We start from the raw sequence: 24,266 nt of genomic DNA on the forward strand, positions 1-24,266 counted from the left end.
CCGTTATGAAAGGGCCGCAACGAGCGCCCCTACAACCGACCGAAAGGCCAGCTGTGAAAAGAATCTTCTTCCTCGTTATCGCTTGGATAAGCCTCGCCCTTGGGTGCATCGGCGTATTCGTTCCCCTGCTACCCACAACGCCCCTTGTGCTTTTGGCGACGTTCCTGTTCGCGAAAAGCTCGCCGCGGCTGCATGCCTGGATTTGCAAAACCCGCGTATACGGCGCGTACGTCAAACCGTTCAAGGAGCGCGGAGGCATCACGCTTGCGCGCAAACTTCAGATGCTCGGCCTTTCGTATGCCGTCATGGGCGTGAGCGCGTTCTTCATGCGCAACATCATTGCATGGGCAGCCCTGGGCGTGATGGCCCTGTTCCTTGCGTGGCTTTTGGCCGTTCGCATTCCTACGATTTCTAGCGAGAAAGAAGCAGCTGCCAACTACTCCACCGCGACGATGCGTCCGTCGGACGAGATTACGTCGATCTGAACAGGGATACCCGCAGCGCCAGCAACGCCGCCCGCAACGCTACCAGAACCAACAGCGCCACCATTGCCAGAGCCGTTCTGAGAGCTTGCGATTGCCACCGCGCGGCGCGCGGCCTGCTCAAGACCGCCGCAGCACGGCACCTGCATGCGTGCGACGCGAACGCTTCGCACGTTGTTCGCAGCGATGATCTGTGCAAGCTTCTCGGTATAGTCAACGCCATCGAGTTTCGGGCAGCCAATTAGGCACACGCGGCCCTTCAGGAAGTCTTCGTGGAAGGCGCCATAAGCGAATGCCGTGCAATCGGCGGCCACGAGCAAATCGCAGCCTTGGAAATACGGGGCATTCACAGGCGCGAGCTTTATCTGAATAGGCCAATTCGACAGGCGCGCAGGAACGTTCACCACCGTGGGAACGCCACCCACAGGCGCCGGAAACGGGTTTTCGGCCGAAAGCGCATTCGAAGCGCTGTTCTCGCCATGAGCAGGAGCGGCTTGGCCGCTTCCCGACGCCACGCTCGGCTCGACTTCGCGCACGATCGCTTTCGCCATGGAGCCAGGGCAGCCGCCCGCGGGCATGCTCGCATGAATCTCGGCCTGCGCGCGGCGCATCTTTTCGGCAATCACGGCCGCTTCATCGTAGGCAGCCGCCTCGCGCTCGATGAATTCGATGGCATCTTCGGGGCACGCAGGCAAGCAATCGCCCAGCCCGTCGCAATAATCGTCGCGCAGAAGGCGCGCCTTGCCGCCCACCAGGCCAATCGCACCCTCGTGGCACGCATGCACGCACAAGCCGCAGCCCGTGCACTTCTCTTCATCAATATGGATCACACGTCGCTTCATACGACCCCCTTCGTTTTTTTTTGCGAGCGCATACTAGCACCGCGCCCGACCGGTGGCAAGAATATGTTACTTATACGATATCAATTTAAGAAAAAAATACGCTTACGGCATAAGCGGTGGCGGCCCTTTGTCGATTCGGCCCCGCACGTGCCCAAGCAACGCTGCGAGACGTATGATATCTACGAACGAAATTACCCGCGCGAAGGGGCCTCAATGGACGCAACAACCGTCACCCACGAAATCCAACCCGTGTTCGATAGCCGCAGCCGCGTGCTGCTGTTGGGCACTATGCCCTCGCCCGCATCGCGCGAACAAGGTTTTTACTACGGGCATCCCCAGAACCGCTTCTGGCGTGTGCTCGCCGCGATTTTCAACGAGCCGGCGCCTCGAACCACCGACGAAAAACGCGACATGCTTCTGCGCCACCACATTGCGCTTTGGGACGTGCTCGCATCATGCGAAATCGAGGGCGCGAGCGATGCGAGCATTCGCGACGCGCAGCCGAACGACCTTGCACGCATTTTCGACGTAGCCGACATTCGCGCTGTATTCGCCACGGGAACGAAAGCCGGCGAGCTCTATCGCAAGCTCGTTGAACCCACATTGGGCGTACCGTGCACCACGCTGCCCTCAACGAGCCCCGCAAACGCGAAAATGAAGCTCGACAATTTGGCCGACGCCTACGGCAAAGCGCTGCTGCCGCTTCTTGGCGAAACCGAGAAGCACGTGCTGCCCGTAGCCGATATCGTGAAGCTCGAGCAAGCCATCGCCAAAAACGGAACCTCGCTTTCAACGCTCATGGAACGCGCCGGACGCGCGCTGGCCATGGTGGCGTTCGATGAAGCTCAAACGACGACTCGACAGGGCGACGCGAGCAATGCGGCACAGCGCCAAGCCGGCGTAATCAGCTATGCTCCCCGCGACAACCAAAATGACAGCGCGTGCCGTACTTCCAGCAACGACCAGGCCGCCGAAGCGAGCAACGCCTCTGACGAAAACCAAGCAGCGCCCCGCATCGCAATTCTGTGCGGCTCGGGCAACAATGGCGGCGACGGATGGGTCGCCGCACGGGAGCTTGCCCGCGCAGGCTGCGCGGTCGACCTTGTAACGAAACGCCCGGCAGGCGATATTTCGGCCGAACCCGCCCACGAACAGGCGCTCTTAACGGAAGCTGTTGCATCCGAAACGGCCAATGCGGCGCACGCAAGCTCACTCCAAACCGCAACCGTGCACCAAGCCGCAGCCTCGCCCCAGGCTTCGCCGCAAACTACAACCGCCGCGCATCATGCCGGCACCGGCGCAATCGTGATTCACGTATCGCCGAGCGACGATAAACTCGCCAGCCTGCTTGCCTCAGCCGATGTGATTGTCGATGCCATTTTGGGCACCGGCTTTTCAGGCGACACCGTGCTCGCGCCCTATGACGCATGGATTCGCCTCGCAAACGAGCAGCGCCCACGCGGCGCGCGCATCGTTGCGGCCGACGTGCCGAGCGGCCTTTCGGCTCAAACCGGCAAAGCGGCCGAGCCCTGCCTGAAGGCACACGAAACCGTGACCATGATCACTTCCAAACCCGGCCTCGAAACGCCGTATGCTTTTGCCTTCTGCGGCACAGTGCGCGTGGCGCCGCTTGCCTATATCGAGCCCATTCTCGAAGGCTGGAAGCAGCAAGAAGCCGAAAGCGACGCTTCGACCAAAAACGACAGCTCAGCCGACAGTAGCGCCGCAACAGGCGCGAACGCCGCGCTCGATGCCTCGAGCACCGGCAAACAGCCCTCGCTTAAACACGACGCCTTCCGCCGTGCCGAGACCGAAGACGACGACGGCTACGACCCCTATTCCGACCGTCCGCCAACACCCGAACCGTTCTTCCAAGCCGACCCCTGGAATTAGAGGGAAGCACGGGGCGCACAAGCGCCCAACGAAAGGGCGAGCGCCAGCAACGCATGGAAAGCGAATGCTGCCAAGTGCTTGCCCCGCTTTCCGGGCACCGCCGACGCAACCGCTCGTCGCCCCATCCTTTCTTCGGCACCATATCTAATCCCGCCCGCATTCCGCATCACGCAAAAAAGAAAGCTCCCCTACGGGAGCTTTCTTCATGAATGCGTCAATTGAAGCGCGTTGTACCTGACGATAGGCCTATTCGGCGTCGTACATGGCCTTCAGCTTCAGCAGGTGCTGGTAGCGATCCATTGCGGCCTGCTCGTTGCGCTCGAACAGCTCGCCCGCGCGCTCGGGGAACTCGCGCGTGAGTCGGCTGTAACGGGCCTCGTTCATCAGGAACTCGCGATAGCCGCCCGCGGGCTCCTTGCAGTCGAGCACGAACTTCTTGCCCGGTGCGCCCTCGGGATTGAAGCGGAACAGGTTCCAGTAACCGCAGTCGACAGCCTTCTTCATCTCGGACTGGCAGTTCACCATGCCGCCCTTAATGGAGTGCATCTCGCAGGGCGAGTAAGCGATGATCAGCGACGGGCCGTGGTATGCCTCGGCCTCGGTGATGGCCTTGATGGTCTGCGCCGGCTTGGCGCCCATGGCGATTTGCGCCACGTATACATAGCCGTATGCCATCGCGATTTCGGCGAGCGACTTCTTCTTGACTTCCTTGCCAGCGGCAGCGAACTGCGCAACCTGACCGATGTTGGAAGCCTTGGAAGCCTGGCCGCCGGTGTTGGAGTACACCTCGGTGTCGAACACGAAGATGTTCACATCTTCGCCCGACGCGAGCACGTGGTCCAAACCGCCATAACCGATGTCGTACGCCCAACCGTCGCCGCCGAAGATCCAGATGGACTTCTTCGACAGGTAAGCCTTGTTCTCGAGGATTTCCTTGGCGAGCTCGGCCGCTTCGCCCTCGCCGGCAGCGATGGCGGAAAGCTTCTCGACGAGCACGTCGGCGGTTTCGCGAGCGGCATGCTTGTCGCTGCGAGCCTCGAGCCATGCCTGGGCAGCGTCGGCAACGTCAGTCTCAACGCCAGCGGCGATGAGCTTCTCGGCGTCGGCCGCGAGCATGTTGTTCACAGCCTCGTAGCCAAGCAGCATGCCCATGCCGTGCTCGGCGTTGTCCTCGAACAGCGAGTTCGACCACGCCGGGCCATGGCCCTGCTTGTTCACCGTGTAAGGCGACGTTCCCGCAGGTCCGCCCCAAATCGAGGAGCAACCCGTGGCGTTGGAGATGTACATATGGTCGCCGTAGAGCTGCGTGATAAGGCGTGCGTACGACGTCTGCGCGCAACCGGCGCAAGCGCCCGAGAACTCAAGCAGCGGCTGCTTGAACTGGCTACCGCGCAGGGTCTGGTCCTCGATCTGCGGCTTGTCGGCAACCTTGGACACGCAGTAGTCGAAAATGCTCTGCTGAGCCATTTCGCCTTCGGCGCCCACCATGGAAAGCGCGTCGGAGGGGCAAGCACCCACGCACACACCGCAACCCATGCAGTCGAGCGGGGAAATCGCGAGCGTGTACTTCAGGTCTTTCGCCTTGCCCTTCATAGGCAGCACTTCCAGGCCAGCAGGCGCAGCGGCGACTTCTTCGTCGGTCAGGCCGTACGGGCGAATGGTGGCATGCGGGCACACGAACGAGCAGCTGTTGCACTGGGTGCACTTCTCGGCATCCCACTTGGCAACGGTGACGGAAACGCCGCGCTTCTCGTAGGCGGAAGCGCCCTGCTCGAACTGGCCATCGGCGTGATCGGCGAACACCGAAACGGGCAGCGAGTCGCCAACCATGCGGCCAACGGGCTCCATGATTTCGCGAACCTGCTTCACGAGTTCGGGGCGGCCCTCGAGCTCGGTGGTGTCTTCCTTATCGGGGCAGGTAGCCCAATCGGCGGGCACGTCGATCTTCACGAACGCAGTGGCGCCGGCGTCGATGGCGCGGTGGTTCATGTCGACGACGTCTTGGCCCTTCTTCAAATACGACTTGGTAGCCGCATCCTTCATGTAGCCAATGGCCTCTTCCTGGGGAATGATGTTCGCCAGGGCGAAGAACGCCGACTGCAGAATCGTGTTCGTGCGCTTGCCCATGCCAATCTCTACGGCCAGGTCAATAGCGTTGATGGTGTAGAGGTTGATGTCGTTTTGCGCGATGTAGCGCTTCGCGGCGGGGCTCAGGTGCTCGGCGAGCTCCTCGGGCGTCCACTGGCAGTTCACCATGAAGGTGCCATGGGGCTTCACGTCGTACACGATCGGGAAGTCCTTCTGGATGTAGCTCGGGTTGTGGCATGCCACGAAGTCGGCCTTGTTGATGTAGTACGAGCTGCGAATGGGCTCGTCGCCGAAACGCAGGTGCGAAATGGTCACGCCGCCGGTCTTCTTGGAGTCGTACTGGAAGTACGCCTGCACGTATTTCTCGGTATGGTCGCCGATGATTTTGACGGAGTTCTTGTTCGCGCCAACCGTGCCGTCGCCGCCCAAGCCCCAGAACTTGCACTCGATGGTGCCAGGCGCCGCGGTGTTCGGCGAATTCGGGTCTTCAGGAAGCGAGAGGTTGGTCACGTCGTCGACGATGCCCACGGTGAACTCGCGGCGAGGAGCTTCCTTGGCGAGCTCGGTGAAAATGGCGAACACCGACGCGGGCGGCGTGTCTTTGCTGCCCAGGCCATAACGGCCGCCGGTAACCAGAATGCCCGTGCGGCCTTCACGATTCAGAGCGTCGACCACGTCGAGGTACAAAGGCTCGCCCGTGGAACCGGGCTCCTTCGTGCGGTCGAGCACGGCGATCTTCTTCACGGTTTCAGGCAGGCATTCGACGAATTTCTTCGTGACGAACGGACGATACAGGCGAACCTTCACCAGGCCGACCTTCTCGCCCTTGGCGTTCAGGTAGTCGATGACTTCCTCGGCCACGTCGCAAATGCTGCCCATGGCAACAATCACGCGCTCGGCGTCGGGAGCACCATAGTAGTTGAACAGGTCGTAGTTGGTGCCCAGCTTCTCATTGACCTTCTTCATGTACTCTTCAACGACTGCAGGCAGCTCGTCGTAAGCCTTGTTGCAGGCCTCACGGTTCTGGAAGAAGATGTCGCCATTTTCATGGCTGCCGCGCATTGCGGGATGCTCGGGGTTCAAAGCATGGGCGCGGAAGTCGCGAACGGCGTCGAAGTCGCACATCTCGGCCAAATCGTCGTAATCCCACACGGCGACCTTCTGCACCTCATGCGAAGTGCGGAAGCCATCGAAGAAGTTAAGGAACGGAATGCGGCCCTTGATGGCGGAAAGGTGAGCGACGGCGGAAAGGTCCATGACCTCCTGCACGTTGCCCTCGGCGAGCATGGCGAAGCCGGTCTGGCGGCAGGCCATAACGTCGGAGTGGTCGCCGAAGATGTTCAGCGCATGGGTCGAAACGGTACGGGCGCTCACGTGGAAAACGCTCGGCAGCATTTCGGCCGCGATTTTGTACATGTTCGGAATCATGAGGAGCAGGCCCTGCGAAGCAGTGTAGGTCGTGGTGAGCGCGCCCGCTGCCAGCGAACCATGCACGGCACCGGCGGCGCCGCCTTCGGACTGCATCTCGCATACCTTCACGCGAGTGCCGAAGATGTTCTTCATGCCCTGCGCCGACCACTGGTCAACAAGGTCGGCCATGGGGCTCGACGGGGTGATGGGGTAAATGCCCGCCACCTCGGTGAACGCGTAAGACACCCATGCGGCGGCATTGTTGCCGTCCATGGATTTGAGCTGTCTCGCCATAGGTTATCTCCTCTTCCGTGCACGACCTGCGAGCCGTACAACCCCCTACTTCCAGCCCCCTTTTTGGAAAAGGGCACTGTGTCGTAATTTAGAACAGAGGTAATAGTATCAGCGCGAGCGAGACGCTATCGACGACTAAAGCGCAACGATACGTCGACGCGCGAACGCGTTCGGTGAGCGGGATACTTGGGCGAAACAGGGGTCGCAAACGGTTGAATAACGGCGGTGAGTGGAAATGCTACCGAATAAGTTGCCGTTCACCGGAATGCGGACGCGTCGGGCATGCGCTTCCGCTTCGGTCAAGTCCTGCTCGCGACGAAGGCGCCACTGGCGCCTTCTGCTCGTGCGGAATCTATCGGAATCGCACGCCCGACACGCCCGCATTCCTTCCCAAACGAAAGAGCGACCATCATTCAGCAAGGGGCAGTGTTCCAACTTCATCCTCGAGATGCCCGACGGGCTGGGCATGCGGTTTCGCTAGATTCCGCACGTTGAAATGCCCAGCGGGCATTTCAATTCCACACTTCTGCGCCAAAGCGGGCGCATTGCCGCTCGGCAAAGCCGAGGCGGCAACTGCGAACCAGGACTCAATCGAAATCAAAGCATTCGGCAAGCGGCTCGGGCGGACGTGCGGTTCCGATAGATTCCGCACGAGCCGGAAGCCACTTAATGTGGCTTCCGTGCGAGCCAGGACTTGACCGAAGCGGAACCGCACGTCCGCACGGGCCGCTTTCCTTACTTATCCAATTCCTCACGAAGAACGGGAATAAGCGACTCAAACGTCGCATCGATGGTCTTCTTTTTCAGCTCGCACTCCCAAATCACGTGCACGCGCCACCCCTGCTCTTGCAGCAAAGCGAGGTTTCGCTGGTCGCGTTCCACGTTGCGCTGGAATTTCGGCACCCAGTATTCGAGGTTCTTCTTCGGCGCGGGAGGGTTGCACTTCGGGCACCGGTGCCAGAAGCAGCCATTGATGAGCAGGCACACCTTCTTGCCTGGCCACGCCACGTCGGGACGGCCGGGCGCCCTCCATTGCAGACGATAGCCACCAAGCCCCGCCTCGCGCAAACGCTCACGCACAAGCAGCTCGGGCTTGGTATCTTTGCTTTTATTGCCTTGCATGCTCGCATGGGTGGCGGCGCTCACATACGGACGCTTTTCCGGAAGCGCCGCAAGCACGCAGCGCACCTCGCGGCAGCTCTCGCGCGTAAGCGGGCGGTTGTCGCGCGCCACCGACACGTACCACAAGCCCTCGCGACTCGCTTTCTTTACGCGATGCGCACCCACGGAAAGGCCCGCGGCGATGCGTTTCGCCTGGGCCCTCGTGCGCGGCGCGCTCGCGTAAGCGCCGAATCGCCGTGCGCGCTGGCCCGCGATCTGCGACGACTCGTTCGACGAGGCGGATTTCTTGGCGCGCGACGCGGGCTGCCTGCCACGCGCAGCCGCCGTCTTTCTGCTGTCGTCGGCCATTAGTCGCCTTCTCGCAATGCGGCCCACGCGCTTTGAATGCCCTGGAGCAGCTGCGGCATGTCGCTTCGCTCGTACAGGTAATTCACCGTTTGAGGCGAGCCGTCTTCTGCGGGCGCCTCCACGCGCACGAACGTCGCCCGCACGCGGCTAAAACCGTGCTCGAGTGCGGCGTAAGCGTTGCATTCCGCCTGAAAACGATGCTTTTCGACCAAATCGTCCGCATGCTCCTTGGGCGATCCGCCCGTTTTGTAGTCCACGATATACGCGTCGCCCGCACCCATCTCGTCGCACGCGAACAGGTCCATAGAGCCTTCCAGATAGGCGCATTCCCCACCTGGCTCGGCCACAGGGAACGCCACGAAGAACGGCAGTTCGGCGCGCAGCATGCGATGGCTCGCCATGTTCGAGGCAACGCTGCTTTCGCACCAACGCTCGAGCGCGCGCTGCACGCGGTCAACGGTGGCGGGGGCGCACCCCATTCGGCGCACGGCAGCATCGATCGCCTCGCGCGAAGGCATCTCGATTGCAGCGGGGCGACCTTCTTCGCCTCTCGCAACCGCGCGTCGAGCCGCACGCTGGGCAAGCACGTGGAACGCCGATCCCACGTCGGTCGCCTTGTCGGCGTCGGCGAGCAAACGGGCACCAAGCTCTTCCCAAAACGCATCGTCGTCGCTTATCTCGGCCACGGCCTCGCCCGCCGCCGCATCGCTGGCGGTCGCAGCATGAGTCGAATGCGCCTGCGCAAGGGCAGAATAGCTCGTCACATTATCGCGGGCGGGCTTATACGCAACCTCGTCCAATTCGGAAGCGGTCATGGGCTCGAACACGTCGACAAGCGAGCGCGAAACGCATGCGTCGTGAGCCGTGCCAACTATCTGGTCGCACGAAGCATCGTTCGCCTCGCGAATCTCGGCGCTGTTCGAAGCGGAAACGCATGCGACGCCCGACCGAGCCGAGCAATCGCCCGTGCAAACAGGCCCATCCTCGCCAGCGTCCGAAGCCTCGCACGACGCGCCGTCGCTGGGCGCTTCCGCGTTACCTTCGGCCTGCGGCGCGTCGAATTCGCCTTCGTGCACGTCGTAGCGCGAAACACGGGCAGGCGCGCTTCCGCCGAACGGCACCGCGCATTCCTTTTCGGGGATATCGCCTTCCTCGCCAAACAGCGCGTGGGCGATATCGCCATACACGCCCGACGAAGCGCCCGAGCCGCCTTCCTTATCGCGCTTGGTCGTCATGGCAACCACCAGGGCTTCCTTCGCGCGCGTAAGGGCGACGTACAACAAGCGCCGGCGTTCCTGCAGCTCCTGCGCACTTTCGTATTCGGCCATGGCCTCGCGGCGCAAAACAGCACTCGACGCATTGGCCACAAACGCAGCATCGATTTCGCCTTCGTAATCGAGCAGCGCCGCATAGTCCTTCGAGGCGCACTTCTTCAGAAGCGACGTCGAAGCCGCCGAAGCGACCGAACGCTGCGGCGCGAGCGACACATAAGAGACGCCGTCGATGGTCTGCAGCGCGAACGCGCTCGAACGCCCTGCGCCCGTCGCCATTTCGGCCACGGCCACAATGGGAAATTCCAAGCCCTTGCTCGCATGCACCGTCATAATGCGCACGAAGTCGCCGCCCTCGGCGGAAAGCGCGCCCGGAGCCTCCTTGGCCCGCTCGATATGCGCCGCCAAACGCGACGCGCAATCGGCGGGGCCGCGCGCTCCCTGCGCCTCGAAGCCCTCGACCAGGCGAATGGCCTTGAACACGTTGCCGGCAACCGAGAGGCCCTCGGCTTCTTTGCGTTCAAGGCGCGTGAGCCAGCCCGAGTCGCGCACGGCATTCATCATAATGCGCGACGTGGGCTGCACGCCCGCTTGCTCAGAGAGCGCATTGATCACGCGCACCGCGCAGGCAAGCTGCGGCGAGACATTCGACATATCGCCCTCGGCAAGCTGCCTGAAACCGATATCGAGGCCGCGGCGGCGATTGATGCCCGCGGCCTCATCGAAGCACGTAGACAGAGCGACGAAGTCGTCGGCCGAAAGCTCGAACATGTCGCTCGCAAGCAATTCGAAAAGCGACGCCGTCGCCTTGGGATTGGCGATGACCTCGGCAAGTCGCTGCACGACGCGCACCTCGGGCGCGCGTGAAAAAATAGAACCGCCCGCAATAACGCACGCGAAACCAGCTTCACGCAGCGCGGCGGCGTAGGCGTCGGCGTTCGTCATGCGGCCCAGCAGCACCACCATGTCGCCCGCGGCGTGGCCCGCTTCGCGCAGCTCGGCGAAGCGTTCCGCAATTCGGCGCGCCTCAAGGGCCACCACGTCAGATTTATCGATTCCGCTTGCGCCAGGGTACGTGGTGCACAGCACATCGACGCGACCAGGGCCAGCCAAGAACGGGTGCTTCACCTTCGATTCGATGCGCGACGGAGCAAGCGACATGAACGATTCGCCGAATACCTCGCGCTGCTCAAAAATGCGATCGACGAAGCTCAGAATGTCGGCATGGCTGCGGAAGTTGTCGGGCAGCACGATGGGCATGCTCGGGTCGTTTTCGCGCACGTGCTGCACATGGCGGTCGTACACCACAACGTCGGCGCCGCGGAAGCGATAGATGCTTTGCTGGGCATCGCCCACCGTGCACAAACGCTCGCCGCGCGCGCCCGCCATAGTGCGCACCATGTCGATTTGCAGCTGGTCGGTGTCTTGGAATTCGTCGACCATAATGAGTTTGAATTTATCGGAAAACGCCTCGCGAACGCGCTCGTTTTCCTTCAACGCACGCGCGGCCAAAATGAGCAGGTCATCATTGTCGAGCGCCGCCATCTCGTGTTTCTTCGAGTTATACGCCGTATAGACCTTGCCGGCCAAGCCAACGAGGTCGCTCAATAGCGGCTGGGCGAACGCGAAGCGGGCCTCCTGGCCAAGCTGCGCCGCCTCGCGCTGCATCTCTTTCGCGAGGGCCTTGTAGTCTTTCGAGCCAAAATTCGCGGCAGGGAACGGGCACGCATCGGCAAGTGCCAGAAGCGCTTCGCCCGACACCTCGCCCGAAGCGAGCAGCGCGTTAGCCTTCTCGAGGAATTTGTCGGCCTTCTCGAGGAACGCGTCGGCCGATTTCTTCCCGGCGGAAGGCGCCGCGGCATCGCGCGCGGCCGTCGCAAGCTCGAGCAGCTCGCGGGCGATCGCTCCAGCAGGGCGCGGCTGCGGCGGAAGGCACACGCATTCCATGCCGCGCGGGCTCGCGATTGCCGCGCGGGCGATTTCGCGAATCATGTCCTCGATGGAGGTTTGGGCGAAACCGCCATGCGAACGCGCGGGGTATTCCGAAAACAGCGCATCAAGACCGCCCGGCGACCAGAATTCGTTCTGTCCCGCAAGCACCTCTTCCACCGCGGCGTTGAACAAGTCGGCAGCCGTCGCCTCGTCGAGCACCGAGAACGCGGGGTCGACGCCCAGCTCCGTGGCATGCATGCGCAAGATGCGCGAGCACATGCCGTGGACGGTCGAAATCCACGCGTCGTCGACCTTGAGCGCCTGTGCCGCCATGCCCTCCGCGGCGAGCGTCGCCTTCACGCGCGATTTAATTTCTCCAGCGGCCTTGTCGGTAAATGTGATGGCTAAAACCTGGTCGATGTCTTCCAGAAACGGCGCGCCGTCGGCACCCGACCCAGGCAGCAATGCCCACGCGATGCGCTGGGTGAGCGTGAAGGTTTTGCCGCTGCCCGCGCCCGCCGACACCGCCACAGGGGCATCGAGCGTTTTCACGCAACGCAGCTGGCCTTCTTTGAACGTCGAAAAATCCATCGCGCTACCCCCTCCTTTGCGGGCAGGTGATTTCCGGGCAGAAAGAGCACGCCGAATCGCTCGAAGGCGAGGCCGGCACAACGCCCGCCAAAAGTTGGTCGAGCGCCTTGGCGACACGCTCCTCGGTCGCGTCGAGCAAATCGCCGAACACGGGGCCGAACTCGCCCTTGTACACGCAGCGATCGGCCTTCAAACCGGGAACATGCAGCGGCTCAATGCTCCTGTCGAGCGCGCCCGAAGCGGCAGGCGTGCGCCCGTAGCGAACATAGATCGCGCCCACCACGTCGAGCCCGAGCAGGCGGCGAATCGCCTGCGCGTAAATGAGCGCCTGCACCTTGCCGTGGCGCATCGCGCCGCCTTGCTTTTCGCCTTCATACAAATCGTATTCGGGCGAAAGCGAGCTTTTGTAATCAACGATAATCGCGCGGCCCCGGTCGTCCACATCGATGCGGTCGATTTTACCCATGAGCAAATGGCCCGCATACGCAACAGGGCTCGCCGCGGGAATGTCGTACTCAAAATGCGCGGGGCGAAAGCCCGGCAGAAACTGCGCCTCGATTTCAAGGAAATCGAGGAGCTTGCGCTTGAGGTCGTCAACTTCGCGGCGTTCGAACTCAGTTGTGGCAACAAGGCGGTTGCTCATCGGCTTCATGCTATATTGCGCGGCTTCGTGGTCTTCGAGCACGCTTCGCATAAGCTCACGCGCAGCCGGCAGCGCGCCTTCCTCCACCTTCGGCCCAACGCTTTCCTGAAAGCGCCTGTAGAAATCCTCGAGCACGCTATGGGAGAAGTCGCCCATCTCTTTTGCGCCGAACGTCTCGTCGAGTTCGTCGAGGCGAAGGCGACGCAGCGCGAACCACTTCTGGGGGCATTCCAAGTAGCTTTCGATTTGCGATGCGGAAAAGCACGGCTCGCTCACCACAACGCCGCCCTTCCCGCGGCGCGGCAGCATGAGCTTGCCCCGATACGGCTCCGACACGCGCCCCATATTCGGCGCCTCAACGCGCGCGCATACCTCCTGGCGCGCATCGCGCACGCTCGCGTTTTCATAAAGCGCCTCTTCACCACGCTGAAGCATGCCCGCCTGAAGCGCTTCGGGAAGCGAGAACGGGTTATCGATATCGTCGGGGTTGGTGGTGTCGGATCGATAGCAGTCGACGAATTCCTGCACCACGGCGGCAGGATAGGTAGGCGCGGCGTTTTCGTCGTTCAAGCAGCGCTCGATGAGCACGCTTGAGCTGGCTGCGCGCACGCAACCCGAGAATGCCTCGCGGGCACGCAGAAGCGCCTCGGGGCCTCGGCCGATTCCCAGCGCGTCAAGTATCTCGACCGCTATATCGTGCGTTTCCTTCAACGGATAGGCGGCGCTTGTCATGTCGGTGAGCACCACATGGTCGAACGAGCCTGGCTCGCAGGCGGCAAGCTGCGCCTGCGACATAATCACGACGCGCGGGCTGCCCTCTCCGGCCTGGCGCGAAACGTTGACACTCGCGCATTCGAGCGCGGCCACGCACGCGCTTTGGTCGGCGCCCATCGCGCAGGCAGCGCCAAACGCATCGCGCAGCGTTCCGATTGCCGAGAGCTGCTCTTTGGTATACGCCTCACGTCCCGCGCCAATTGAGCGAGCGGCATCTTCGAACACGCCGGCAATCGTGGCAGCCTCGGGCGATTCGGCAAGGTCTTCGAAGTATTCAAAAGCACGGCTTTCCTCGCGAAGCAACGCAAGACATGCTTCTTTATCAATAAGGCGATCGCCACGAATGGCAGCCGCGAAGTCGAACGCGGCGCGTTTGCCCATGCGCGAAAACGGGTTCAGCGCGAAATCGGACGCGGCGGCCACGTCGACGCAATCGTCGGAGCACAATGCGGCAACGCACCCAAACGCGCGGCCGAAATCGGTCGAAGCGAACGGAACGCTCGCCCGGCACGCCACAGAGATGCCTAAAGAACACAGCGCAGGCGCAATGGACCCATAGAGCGCACGCGGGATGCGGGAAGCAATGCCCACGGTCTCACCGGCGGATACCTTCGAAATGAACTCGGCGAGCAACGCGGGCTCGGCATATCGGCCCGAGGGAAACGCGAATCGAACTGCAATGCCCTCCGGAGCTCGCTCGATTTCACCCGAAAATGCCGATTCCTCGCGAACGGTCGCGTTTTGGCTCGCGAGGAATTCCGTAAGCGCGCATGCGGGGCGAACGTCCTGCAGAACGACTTCGCATTCAGGCAACAGAACCTGTTCCTCAGAAAGAACGCGCCATGCCCTTCCCTCGTCGACGAGACCCGCGCGCGACAAAATGCCCTCATACGCGCGCACGCAGCTCAGAAGAGCCTCGCAGCCAACCGGGAGCGCCTCGGCAGAAACCGCCCCGGAAAGCGCAGCATCAAGTTCCACGGTACCTAACCCGCCATCGATCAAACGCATCACAAGACGCCACGTGCCCTGCGACGCCCACAATGCATCGCCCTGCGCCTCCAAGGCGGAAAAGAGCGCAACGCTTCTCTCGGAACGCGCAGCGATGCGGCGAGAGTCGCCGTAGGCTTCCCACAGCTCGCCAAGCCAGGCGCGCGGCGTGGAATATGTTGTCGCGAATGCTTCGGGGTCGCCTGCACGCGCCATGCGCTTGCGAGCGGCAAGCGCGGCATCCATACTCGAGAACAGCACGACTTTTTCCATGGACTCCTCCGCGCCTTGATACGAAAAAAGCCGCCCTGAACAGGCGGCTTTTCAAATTTCTGTGGTGCCCCCAACGAGAATCGAACTCGTGTCTCAGCCTTGAAAGGGCCGCGTCCTAACCTCTAGACTATGGGGACGTGCTTTCCGCTTCGTTTGCGGCAGCTCGGATATTATTACAAACTCCAGCGGCTCATGCAAGAACTTTTTTAAAAAAATTTCCCCGAGCCGCGCGAAACATGGCGATTGAAACAAGCCGAAGCGCTAAGCCGTAATGTCAACGGTCTTAACATCCACAAGTTTCTGCAGGTCATCAAGCGATGAGCAAATCTGGCAGCCACGACGGCCGCCTGAATACATAATGGTATCGAACAGAATTGCAGTCTCGTCGATGAACGTGGGGAATACCTTTTTCATGCCAAGAGGACTGCATCCGCCATGAATATATCCCGTCAAAGGGAGCAGTTCGCGCGACTTGATCATCGCAATGCTCTTCTCTCCCGCCGCCGCAGCCGCCTTCTTAAGGTTCAGCTCCGCCTCGACAGGAACCATGAACACGTAATGCTCGCCGCTCTTGCCAACGGTCACAAGCGTTTTGAATACCTGGTCGGGATCTTGACCCAAAGCCGCAGCAACTTCTACGCCCGAAACCGCAGCTTCGGCGTCGTAAAACAAAACCTCATGCGGCAACCCGGCCGCATCGAACATGCGCATGGCGTTGGTCTTATCCTGAGCCTTATCGTGCTTCGACATAACGGCCTTCTTCCCTGCTCGAGAGAACGTTCTTTTGTAGTGCGCTTTGGGATGTGGATACGCAAGATTCCGCGCGAGTCAGGACCTGCCCGAAGCGGAGCCACATCCCAAAGCGCACTACAAAAAAGAGTCGGGACGAATCCCGACTCTTCAGAAGTTCGAGCTGACATATTGTCAGCATCAATTACTTCAGGGTAACGGCAGCGCCAGCACCCTCGAGCTGAGCCTTGACTTCCTCAGCCTTGTCCTTGGCAACGCCCTCGACGACAGCCTTGGGAGCACCCTCGACGACCTCCTTGGCCTCTTTCAGGCCAAGACCGGTGATCTCACGGACAACCTTGATGACAGCGATCTTGTTGTCGCCGAAGCCCTCGAGGATAACGTCGAACTCAGACTTCTCCTCAGCAGCAGCGCCACCCTCAGCAGGAGCAGCAGCAACAGCGACGGGAGCAGCGGCGGAAACGCCGAAGGTCTCCTCGATGTCCTTAACGAGCTCGGAAGCCTCGAGCAGGGTCATTTCTTTCAGAGCCTCGATGATCTCTTCACGAGTAACAGCCATGATAGCTTTCCTTTCAAAGGGGCCATGCGCCCTTGCGCCTGGCCGGATTGTTGAATGTTATGCAGCGCGTTTTACGCTGCGGTTGCAATTAAGCAGCCTTCTGGTCGGCGACGGCCTTGGTGACCTGAGCCAGACCCTGGGGCACGCCATTGACGCAAACGGCGAGAGCCTTGGCAACACCGTTGATAGCGGCAGCGATGTGGGCGAGCAGTTCCTCGCGAGAGGGCAGAGAAGCGATAGCCTCGACCTCGGCGGCGGTAACAGCCTTGCCTTCCATCAAGCCACCCTTGATCTCCAGCTTGTCGTTGCCCTTAGCGAAGTTCTTGACGGCCTTCGCGGCAGCAGCAACGTCCTCACCAGCGAACACGAATGCGCTCGGGCCGTTGAGCATGTCGTCGAGCGTAGGCAGCTCGGCATCCTCGAGGGCGATGTGCACGAGGGTGTTCTTGTACACCTTCATGGAGGCACCAGCCTCGCGAACGGAACGACGAAGCTCCTGAACCTCCTTAACGGTCAGGCCGCAGTAATCGACGACCCAGACAGCGCCGGCGTTGCTGAGCTCCTCCTTGATAACGGCGAGAGTCTCTTGATTTTTGACGTTGGGCATGAGTACACCTCCTTCTTCTGAAAATCGGGTTCCGCCCCGTGGAGTGGAGCCGTTTCAGAAGAAACAAAAACGGCCCCCGCGTCTCAAAACAGCAGGGGCCGTCAAAGCAAATCGCTCTTCAGAACCACCTCGGCGGGCCGCATGCGAACATGCGATTGAACCTTTCGGTGCCAGCTGTCTTGGGCAGCGGAACTAACGTGTAGTTGCGCATCTCTTAAACACGCAAAATGATATTTTACTAAACGAAAATGGCCCGTCAAGGATTAATTTCCCTAACGGACCATCTTCAGAAATGCTTCACGAAATCGAGAAGCGCCCAATCGAGCTAGGCGGTTTTCTGCTCAGCAGATGCATCACTGCTCGCGGAAGAGCCGGCATCGTCTTTTGCCGCACCGTCGCTCGCCTTGGCTTCATCGCTTGCCTTAGCGGCATCACTCGAAGAAGCGGCATCGGTCGAGTTCGCCTTCACGCCCTTCGCGGCTTCGATGGACTGCGCCGAGCACGTGGGATCGCCTTCCACATACTTGAAAGTAATCGTATCGCCCTGCGCGTACTGAACGATTTCGATCATGCCGGGCAACGCGAAGTCGTAAATCTTGCTGTCGCCCTCGAGCGTCACGTAGAAGTGCGAATTGCCCTCGATCACCGCCGTGGCGATCGTCTTAATGACGCCCGTCGCCTCAAGCGCCGAATCGCTTACCGACGACGTATTCGCTGCCGTTCCGTTTGCCGCAATAAGCGACAGGTACGACTTCTGCGTGTCGGCCACCGTGTCGCCAACCGCAACGTTCTGGTAGCTCTGGATGTCCACCATAGCGTACTTCTTCACCAGGCCCGCGTTGTCCTTCAGCGCCATGAAGTACGTCGGCGTGTTGTTCACATTAATAAGAATGGGGAACGTCGCCTCGTAACGCAGGTTCTGCACCTGGCCCTCGGCCGATTGCATGGCCGAGCTTTCCGTAGCGCCCGCGCACGAATAGAAGTGCGCTTCGGCGGTGCGCTGGTTCACCAGCACGAAGCCGACGATCGATTCGTCGCCCGTGGCGGAGGTGACGCCCGTGTACAACCACACGTCATCGTCTTTGGCGATGTAGTTATAGCCTGCGCTGCCATCGGTGCCCGGAGTGGTTTGCACCACGCCGTTCTGGCCAAGCCAGCTGTTCAGCCAGCCATTGGTGTACTTGCCATGCCAGTTGTACTGCTGAATGATGAGATTCGCGGGGTACACATGGTCGACCCACTGGGGCACATCTTCAACCGCCACATCTTGGCACTCGCCCGTCGACGCATTCACGAGCACGGCGCGCGACACGGTCTCGCCGCCGAACAGGCCAATCGTGAAGTCGCGCACCGGGCAAATCCACCATGCGTTGCCGTCGTCGTCGATCTCGAACGACTTCTCACCGAACATATAGAAGGGGTACTTGAGCTGCACATAGCGGTCGATGTTGCGCGCCAGAGGCTCGCTTTCGGAATACTTGATCGCATGCTCGCTATCGAGGCGCACGACCTGGGCGTCCTGCGAGGTCATATCGACAATGACATATGCGGGAATGCCCTGCTCGCGATTCTGCAGCCACTTGAACAGGTCGGCGTAGCCAAGCGGGCTCACGCGCACCGGATGGTTTTGGTAGTTGATCTGGCTATAGGTAGGCGCAATCTCGAACTGGCTTACCAGGTCGGACATGCTGCCCATGGTTCGATTGCCCAAAAGCATAGCCGAATCGCGGTCGATAACGGGGATTTCGTCGTAGTTGACCTCCTGGATGTCCTGCGTGAACTCGTCGTCGGCAGGAACCAGAATGTTGGCGTACTTCTGAGCATTGCCCGGGAAGAACGACAGCGACAGAAGCGTGCCTACCGCAACAAGCGCGACGACGGCAACGGGAATCCATGCAAGCGTATCGAACGTTTTCGCCTTCGCCTTAGAGACGCCCACTTTCGCCGATCCGTGCTTGCACGCGTGCGCGCGAGCGCGGAAGAACAAGAACAGCGGCAGCAAAATGAAAATGCCAATGAACATCCACGTGTCCATCGAGTGGATGTTGATGGGCGGATGGAACCACCAATACGCCACAGCAAGCACGATAACCGCGATAATGGCGCAGGCGATCATCGCCTTTTTGCCCATGGTCGCGAATTTGTCTTTCATTTTGTTGAGCTCTTCATTGGTGTTGAATTCAACCTGCGGTGCGCTCTGCTGCGAGCCGCCGCCTGAAAAACCGCCCCCTACACCAAATGGGTCGTCGCCGAAAATAGCGGCGAACGGGTTCTGGTTGCCAGCCATGAAATGCCTTTCTCATCGTATTCGGGCCTTCCCTTTTCCGCCCGAAAAATCAACGCGCGCCTTTGCATACAAAAAGCGGCCGCGCCAAAACCGGCACGGCCGCCTGAATGCAGTCTTGCATGGACGAATCAGGCGCGAAGCCCCACGTCAAGTTCTACGCAAGCTGGCGAAGCACGTATTGCAGAATTCCGCCATGAGCCATGTATGCGCCTTCAGTAGGTGTGTCCACCCTTACTATAGCGTGAAACTTCACCGTTTCGCCGTCCTGTTTTGAAGCTGAAACGTTCACTTCGCGCGGATTGGGCATGCTCGGCTCGCCGGCGCCGAAATCGACCGGCTCAATGGCAAAGGTTTCCGTGCCATCGAGGCCCAACGTTTCGGCATTTTCGCCCTCGTGGAACTGCAGCGGCAAAATGCCCATGCCCACCAGGTTCGAACGGTGAATGCGCTCGAAGCTTTCGGCAATAACGGCGCGCACGCCCAACAGCAACGGCGCCTTCGCAGCCCAGTCGCGCGACGATCCGCTGCCATACATCTTGCCCGCGAGCACCACCAAGGGCACGCCCGCCGCAGCATAGCTTTGCGACGCATCGAAAATCGACGTGATCTCGCCCGTTTCGAAGTCGCGCGTCCATCCGCCCGACTTGCCTTCCGCCAACAGGTTCTTCAGCTTAATGTTCGCGAAGCCGCCACGCGCCATAACCTCGTGGTTGCCGCGACGCGAACCGTAGGTGTTGAACATAACCGGGTCGACCCCACGCTCGGCCAAATATTTCGCGGCGGGCGAATCGGAAGCGATGCTGCCAGCAGGCGAAATATGGTCGGTCGTGATGAAGTCGCCCAAATTCGCAAGCACGCGCGCGCCAGAAATGGGCGCGAAGCCCTCGACGGCCTTGCCCATGCCATCGAAATACGGAGCGCGGCGCACATACGTGGAGTCTTCATCCCACACGAAAATGTCGCCCTCGGGAGCCTCGAGTTCCTGCCATGCCTGCGTGCCGCTGTATAGGCCTTCGGCACCCGCATCGAACAATTCCGCCGTAACGAATTCGTCCATAAGCGCAGCGATTTCGGCATCACTCGGCCAAATGTCGCGCAGGAACACGTCGTTGCCATCGCCATCGGTGCCAAGCGGCTGGGTCTCGAAATCGAAGTCCATGGTGCCCGCCATAGCGTAGGCGACAACCGAAGCCGGCGCGCACAGGAAGTTCTGCGACACGTCGGGCGAAATGCGTCCGTCGAAGTTACGATTGCCGGAAAGCACGCTCGTCAGCTCAATGTCGCCAGCGACCTCGTGCATCTCGGGCCACACAGGGCCAGAGTTGCCAATGCAGCTCATGCAGCCGAAACCGCATGTCGCGAAGCCGAGCTCAGCGAGGGGCTGCGCCAGGCCGGCACGCTCGAGCATAAGCTGGGTCGCGTGCGAACCCGGAGCCATCACGCGCTTCACCCAAGGCTTGGCAAGCAGGCCGCGCTCGCAGGCATGCTTGGCAACCAGGCCGCATGCGAGCATCATGGCGGGGTCGGTTGCGGTCGTGCAGCTCGTGACCGCAGCAATCGCGATAGCCCCATGAGTCAATTCGTATTCGCTGCCCATGAAATTCACCGCAACGCGCTTGTCCATATCGAGGTTGCGGTCGGCGCAAATCGCATCGAAGCGCGAGCGGGCATCGCTGCGGGCAAAGCGGTCATGCGGACGGCTCGGGCCCGCGAGCGAGCACTCAACTTCGCTCAAATTCAGCTCGAGCACCTCGGAGTACACGCGCGATGCGCCATCGTTCCACATGCCCTGGGCCTTCGCATAAGCCTCGACGAGCGCAACCTGTTCCTTATCGCGGCCCGTAAGCAGCAGATATTCAAGCGTGCGATCGTCAACCGGGAACAGCGTGCACGTGCAGCCGTATTCGGGAGTCATGTTCGCGATGCAGGCGCGCTGCGTCGCCGAAAGCGTAGCAACGCCATCGCCGAAGCATTCGACGAACTTGCCCACCACGCCTTTCGCGCGCAGCATCTGCGCGAACGTGAGCGCGGCGTCCATGGCCGATACGCCATCGCGCAGCTCGCCCGTCAAATGAACGCCCACGACCTGCGGCACGAGCGTCGTAATGGGCTGGCCGAGCGCCGCAGCTTCAGCTTCGATGCCGCCCACGCCCCAGGAAAGCACGCCAATGCCATTTGCCGTGGTGGTATGAGAGTCGGTACCCACAACGGTATCGAAGTAGGCGAGCTCGCCGGCGTCGGTCGCCTTCGTCATAACGCCACGCGCAAAACGCTCGACGTTGATCTGGTGGCAGATGCCCGATCCGGGAGGAACGATGCGCACGTTCTGGAACGACGACTGCGCCCACTTCAAGAAGCGATAGCGTTCGCCGTTGCGCTTGAATTCCATATCCATGTTCTTCTCAAGAGCATCGGCGCAGCAAGCCGTATCGGCGATAACCGAATGGTCGATTACCAAATCGAGCGGGATTTGCGGATTAATGCGCGCGGGATCGGCGCCCAAATCGCGCGCAGCTTCGCGCATCACGGCCAAGTCAACGAACACCGGCACGCCAGTGAAATCTTGCAACAGAACGCGAGCGGGCATGTATTCAATTTCGCCGCCCTGAACGCCCTGCGTGCCGGCGTCGACAATGCGCTTCGCATAGAGCTCACGGGCATCGGCGTCGTCGACATTGCGCAGCACGTTTTCGAGCAGAATACGCAACGAATGCGGCAGCGCTTCGACCCCTTCGACATGCGACGTGCCGCATACCTCGAAATCGTTATCCCCCACGTGCAAGGTTTGCGTCTGAACGCTCATTAGCAACACACCCATTCATCAAACAACTTTGCCGCGCATGCGCGGCCTCTTCGAACGCAAATGCGCGAGCCGCAATACGACCCGCACATCATAAGGACTAACCTACAACGCGGCAATGAGCGCGTCGGTGAATTCCGTGCACGAGCACGCAGGTTTCGAGCTGCCCGTGACCTTGCGAATGTCGCCCGTCAAATGCTCGCCTTCCGCATACACCTTGGCGATGGCGGCACGAATCTTCTGGGCAACCTCGGGCTCGCCAATGTAATCGAGCATCATGGCCGCAGAAAGAATTTGCGCCGTAGGATTGCAGATATTCTTGCCCGCAATATCGGGCGCGCTGCCGTGAACGGCCTCGAACACGGCGTAATCGTCGCCGATATTCGCACCCGGAGCAATGCCCAGGCCACCCACAAGGCCGGCGCACAAGTCGCTCGCGATGTCGCCATACAAGTTCGGGAACACGATGACATCGAACTGGCTGGGGTCGGTAACCAGGTTCATGCAGAACGCGTCGATGATGCGGTCGTCAAACGCAATGCGTCCTTCGTAATCGGCCGCGACCTTGCGCGCTTCTTTCAGGAACAGACCGTCGGAAAACTTCATGATGTTCGCCTTGTGCGCGGCGGTCACCTTTTCGCGGCCATGCTTTTCAGCATAATCGAACGCGAAGCGAACAATGCGGTCGGAGCCGGTAATCGAAATCGGCTTAATGGAAATGCCCGAATCGGGACGAATCACGCCCGCGACTTCAGCAGCGCAAAAATCGATGAGGCGCTTCGCTTCGGGCGTTCCCTCTTCGAATTCGATGCCGGCATAGAGGTCTTCGGAGTTCTCACGAACAATAACGAGGTCGACATCCTCGTAACGCCCGCCCGCACCAGGAATCGAGAGCACAGGGCGAAGGTTCACATACAAATCGAGCGATTTACGAAGCGCCACGTTCACGCTGCGGAAGCCCGTGCCCACGGGGGTAGTAATAGGGCCCTTGATGGCGACTTTATTGCGCTTCACGGCCTCGATAGTCGATTCCGGCAGCGGAGAGCCACCGGTCTTTTCCATAACAGCAGCGCCAGCTTCGGCAACTTCCCATTCAATATCGGCGCCAGCCGCCTCAACAACGCGTTGCATAGCGGCAGAGGTCTCAATTCCGATGCCATCACCTGGGATGAGCGTAATAGTGTGCTTTGCCACGATGAACACCTTTCCATTATCGCGCGGCCGCAAGAACAACGGCGGGCGCATAATTCACGCTTCACAAGTCTCGCCATCATACCATGCCTTTGTTACGCGTCGATTAATTGCACCGAGGCGTCGATGAGCGGCACGCGGGAGCCATGCAAACCATTTTGGACTGCCGTTTAAGAAGGGGCTCCAAAAACAAACGAGACACCCCGAAGGATGTCTCGTTGGCATTTACGAAAGGTTCTCAACAATTTGAGCGGCACGCTTCTTCAGCACGCCCCTACCACTTTTGGCATCGAAAGCCATGCGGGATTTCAGTTCCTCGGCGACCTCATCGGCAAGCTTGCCCTCGGAGAACGCGATAACAGCGACAAGCATTTCCTGGAATTCGACGTCACCGTGATAGCACTGGATGGCTTCGTCGATAAGGGGCCAAACCTTCTGGCTGCGGTTTTCGGTGGTGGCGCCCAGGCGACACAGGAATCGCATAGCGGCCAAATGGAGCGGACCTGAATCTTCATCAAACAGCGCGCTCTCGGCACCCGGGATTGCCTTGTCGCACAGACGAGACTCAACGCCAACTATGCTCGTAAGAATATCGAGGCACTCCCAACGGGTCTGTGCTTCGGGACGGGTAAGCGCATCGACAAACACATTCGAATACTCGGCCAATGCCTCGGGCTTCATAGATGCGGCGACCGAAAGCGTCGAAGCGGCCGCTTGCCTCTTGCGACGAGAGGAACCCTCAAGATCAGCGATAAGGGCATTCAGCGCCTCAGGCGTTTCGAGGGCAACTTGAGCGTAAAGGGCACGCTGTTCCTTGATAGAGGAATCGGCCATAGAGATATCAACTCTTTCCTGGTAATGAGATGGGCGCAATAACGCCAGAATGAATACGCTCATATGATACAGCGCAACTCACGTATCCCGAAAAACCACCCAACAAGAAACATAAACCTGTTAAATGCTCGCAGCGTTTTACCGGTTTAAAGAAGGCGGCTGGGCGAGCGCAAGCCGGACGGCCACAGCGCCCAAGAACAATCGCGCCCAACGGGTCCGCTTTTCCGTCTAGGGGCAAACAAAAAGAGGGGCCCGCCGTCTCCGGCGGGCCCCTCGGGAATCCGTGGT

General features: G+C 60.6%; 14 protein-coding genes and 1 tRNA gene. 2 read left to right on the forward strand and 13 right to left on the reverse strand.

The window, feature by feature from the left end; genetic code table 11:
• Nucleotides 1-53 precede the first annotated feature (53 nt).
• Nucleotides 54-485 (forward strand): YbaN family protein, encoded by a 432-nt coding sequence (locus Q0D41_RS03285; protein ID WP_294375104.1) that lies wholly within the window; start codon nucleotides 54-56, stop codon nucleotides 483-485.
• Here the strand turns inward: Q0D41_RS03285 and Q0D41_RS03290 are convergent.
• On the reverse strand, nucleotides 437-1,324 hold the full coding sequence (locus Q0D41_RS03290; protein WP_294375107.1) for an ATP-binding protein: 888 nt from the start codon (nucleotides 1,322-1,324) through the stop codon (nucleotides 437-439). The two genes, Q0D41_RS03285 and Q0D41_RS03290, sit on opposite strands and share 49 nt — an antisense overlap.
• Before the next feature lie 213 nt (nucleotides 1,325-1,537).
• Here Q0D41_RS03290 and Q0D41_RS03295 point away from each other — a divergent pair, with 213 nt between their 5' ends.
• Nucleotides 1,538-3,217 carry a DNA-deoxyinosine glycosylase gene (locus tag Q0D41_RS03295; protein WP_294375110.1) on the forward strand — a complete coding sequence of 560 codons (1,680 nt, stop codon included), beginning with the start codon at nucleotides 1,538-1,540 and terminating at the stop codon, nucleotides 3,215-3,217.
• 246 nt (nucleotides 3,218-3,463) lie between these two features.
• On the opposite strand, the gene nifJ is transcribed toward Q0D41_RS03295, so the two are convergent.
• The 12 genes from nifJ to Q0D41_RS03355 form a co-directional block, all read right to left on the reverse strand.
• Entirely contained in the window at nucleotides 3,464-7,009 is a 3,546-nt protein-coding gene (gene nifJ / locus Q0D41_RS03300; protein WP_294375113.1) for a pyruvate:ferredoxin (flavodoxin) oxidoreductase, read from the reverse strand.
• Between the two features lie 735 nt (nucleotides 7,010-7,744).
• Nucleotides 7,745-8,479: a very short patch repair endonuclease gene (locus tag Q0D41_RS03305; protein WP_294375117.1), complete on the reverse strand. Its 735-nt coding sequence runs from the start codon at nucleotides 8,477-8,479 to the stop codon at nucleotides 7,745-7,747.
• Complete coding sequence (locus tag Q0D41_RS03310) at nucleotides 8,479-12,273, reverse strand: UvrD-helicase domain-containing protein (RefSeq protein ID WP_294375120.1); 3,795 nt, start codon at nucleotides 12,271-12,273, stop codon at nucleotides 8,479-8,481. The genes Q0D41_RS03305 and Q0D41_RS03310 overlap by 1 nt, the downstream gene beginning before the upstream one ends.
• A 4-nt stretch (nucleotides 12,274-12,277) precedes the next feature.
• Nucleotides 12,278-14,950, reverse strand: a complete 2,673-nt coding sequence (locus Q0D41_RS03315; protein ID WP_294375123.1) for a PD-(D/E)XK nuclease family protein — start codon at nucleotides 14,948-14,950, stop codon at nucleotides 12,278-12,280.
• A gap of 62 nt (nucleotides 14,951-15,012) precedes the next feature.
• Nucleotides 15,013-15,087: transfer RNA gene (locus tag Q0D41_RS03320), tRNA-Glu, on the reverse strand.
• A gap of 124 nt (nucleotides 15,088-15,211) precedes the next feature.
• Nucleotides 15,212-15,700: a Cys-tRNA(Pro) deacylase gene (gene ybaK / locus Q0D41_RS03325; protein WP_294375126.1), complete on the reverse strand. Its 489-nt coding sequence runs from the start codon at nucleotides 15,698-15,700 to the stop codon at nucleotides 15,212-15,214.
• Between the two features lie 184 nt (nucleotides 15,701-15,884).
• The gene (gene rplL / locus Q0D41_RS03330; RefSeq protein WP_114616313.1) at nucleotides 15,885-16,259 is read right to left on the reverse strand and encodes a 50S ribosomal protein L7/L12; all 375 of its coding nucleotides are present in this window, start codon (nucleotides 16,257-16,259) and stop codon (nucleotides 15,885-15,887) included.
• Nucleotides 16,260-16,347: 88 nt separating this feature from the next.
• Nucleotides 16,348-16,866, reverse strand: coding sequence for a 50S ribosomal protein L10 (gene rplJ / locus Q0D41_RS03335; RefSeq protein WP_114616312.1), 519 nt, complete (start codon nucleotides 16,864-16,866; stop codon nucleotides 16,348-16,350).
• A gap of 325 nt (nucleotides 16,867-17,191) precedes the next feature.
• Nucleotides 17,192-19,153: a Tat pathway signal sequence gene (locus tag Q0D41_RS03340; protein WP_294375136.1), complete on the reverse strand. Its 1,962-nt coding sequence runs from the start codon at nucleotides 19,151-19,153 to the stop codon at nucleotides 17,192-17,194.
• A 154-nt stretch (nucleotides 19,154-19,307) separates the two neighbouring features.
• Nucleotides 19,308-21,956, reverse strand: coding sequence for an aconitate hydratase AcnA (gene acnA, locus Q0D41_RS03345; RefSeq protein WP_294375139.1), 2,649 nt, complete (start codon nucleotides 21,954-21,956; stop codon nucleotides 19,308-19,310).
• A gap of 102 nt (nucleotides 21,957-22,058) precedes the next feature.
• The gene (locus tag Q0D41_RS03350) at nucleotides 22,059-23,147 is read right to left on the reverse strand and encodes an isocitrate/isopropylmalate dehydrogenase family protein (RefSeq protein ID WP_294375142.1); all 1,089 of its coding nucleotides are present in this window, start codon (nucleotides 23,145-23,147) and stop codon (nucleotides 22,059-22,061) included.
• A 222-nt stretch (nucleotides 23,148-23,369) separates the two neighbouring features.
• A complete protein-coding gene (locus Q0D41_RS03355) occupies nucleotides 23,370-23,978 on the reverse strand; it encodes a hypothetical protein (protein WP_294375145.1) in 609 nt (202 codons plus the stop codon).
• Nucleotides 23,979-24,266 lie beyond the last annotated feature (288 nt).

It is taken from the genome of uncultured Slackia sp. (genome assembly GCF_934630525.1).
Classification (GTDB): Bacteria; Actinomycetota; Coriobacteriia; order Coriobacteriales; family Eggerthellaceae; genus Slackia.

Bases quoted from the DNA above. Each gene is read 5' to 3' on its own strand.
- Q0D41_RS03290 (WP_294375107.1), bottom strand. From the start codon at position 1,324: ATGAAGCGACGTGTGATCCATATTGATGAAGAGAAGTGCACGGGCTGC.
- Q0D41_RS03295 (WP_294375110.1), top strand. From the start codon at position 1,538: ATGGACGCAACAACCGTCACCCACGAAATCCAACCCGTGTTCGATAGC.
- nifJ (WP_294375113.1), bottom strand. From the start codon at position 7,009: ATGGCGAGACAGCTCAAATCCATGGACGGCAACAATGCCGCCGCATGG.
- Q0D41_RS03305 (WP_294375117.1), bottom strand. From the start codon at position 8,479: ATGGCCGACGACAGCAGAAAGACGGCGGCTGCGCGTGGCAGGCAGCCC.
- Q0D41_RS03310 (WP_294375120.1), bottom strand. From the start codon at position 12,273: ATGGATTTTTCGACGTTCAAAGAAGGCCAGCTGCGTTGCGTGAAAACG.
- Q0D41_RS03315 (WP_294375123.1), bottom strand. From the start codon at position 14,950: ATGGAAAAAGTCGTGCTGTTCTCGAGTATGGATGCCGCGCTTGCCGCT.
- ybaK (WP_294375126.1), bottom strand. From the start codon at position 15,700: ATGTCGAAGCACGATAAGGCTCAGGATAAGACCAACGCCATGCGCATG.
- rplL (WP_114616313.1), bottom strand. From the start codon at position 16,259: ATGGCTGTTACTCGTGAAGAGATCATCGAGGCTCTGAAAGAAATGACC.
- rplJ (WP_114616312.1), bottom strand. From the start codon at position 16,866: ATGCCCAACGTCAAAAATCAAGAGACTCTCGCCGTTATCAAGGAGGAG.
- Q0D41_RS03340 (WP_294375136.1), bottom strand. From the start codon at position 19,153: ATGGCTGGCAACCAGAACCCGTTCGCCGCTATTTTCGGCGACGACCCA.
- acnA (WP_294375139.1), bottom strand. From the start codon at position 21,956: ATGAGCGTTCAGACGCAAACCTTGCACGTGGGGGATAACGATTTCGAG.
- Q0D41_RS03355 (WP_294375145.1), bottom strand. From the start codon at position 23,978: ATGGCCGATTCCTCTATCAAGGAACAGCGTGCCCTTTACGCTCAAGTT.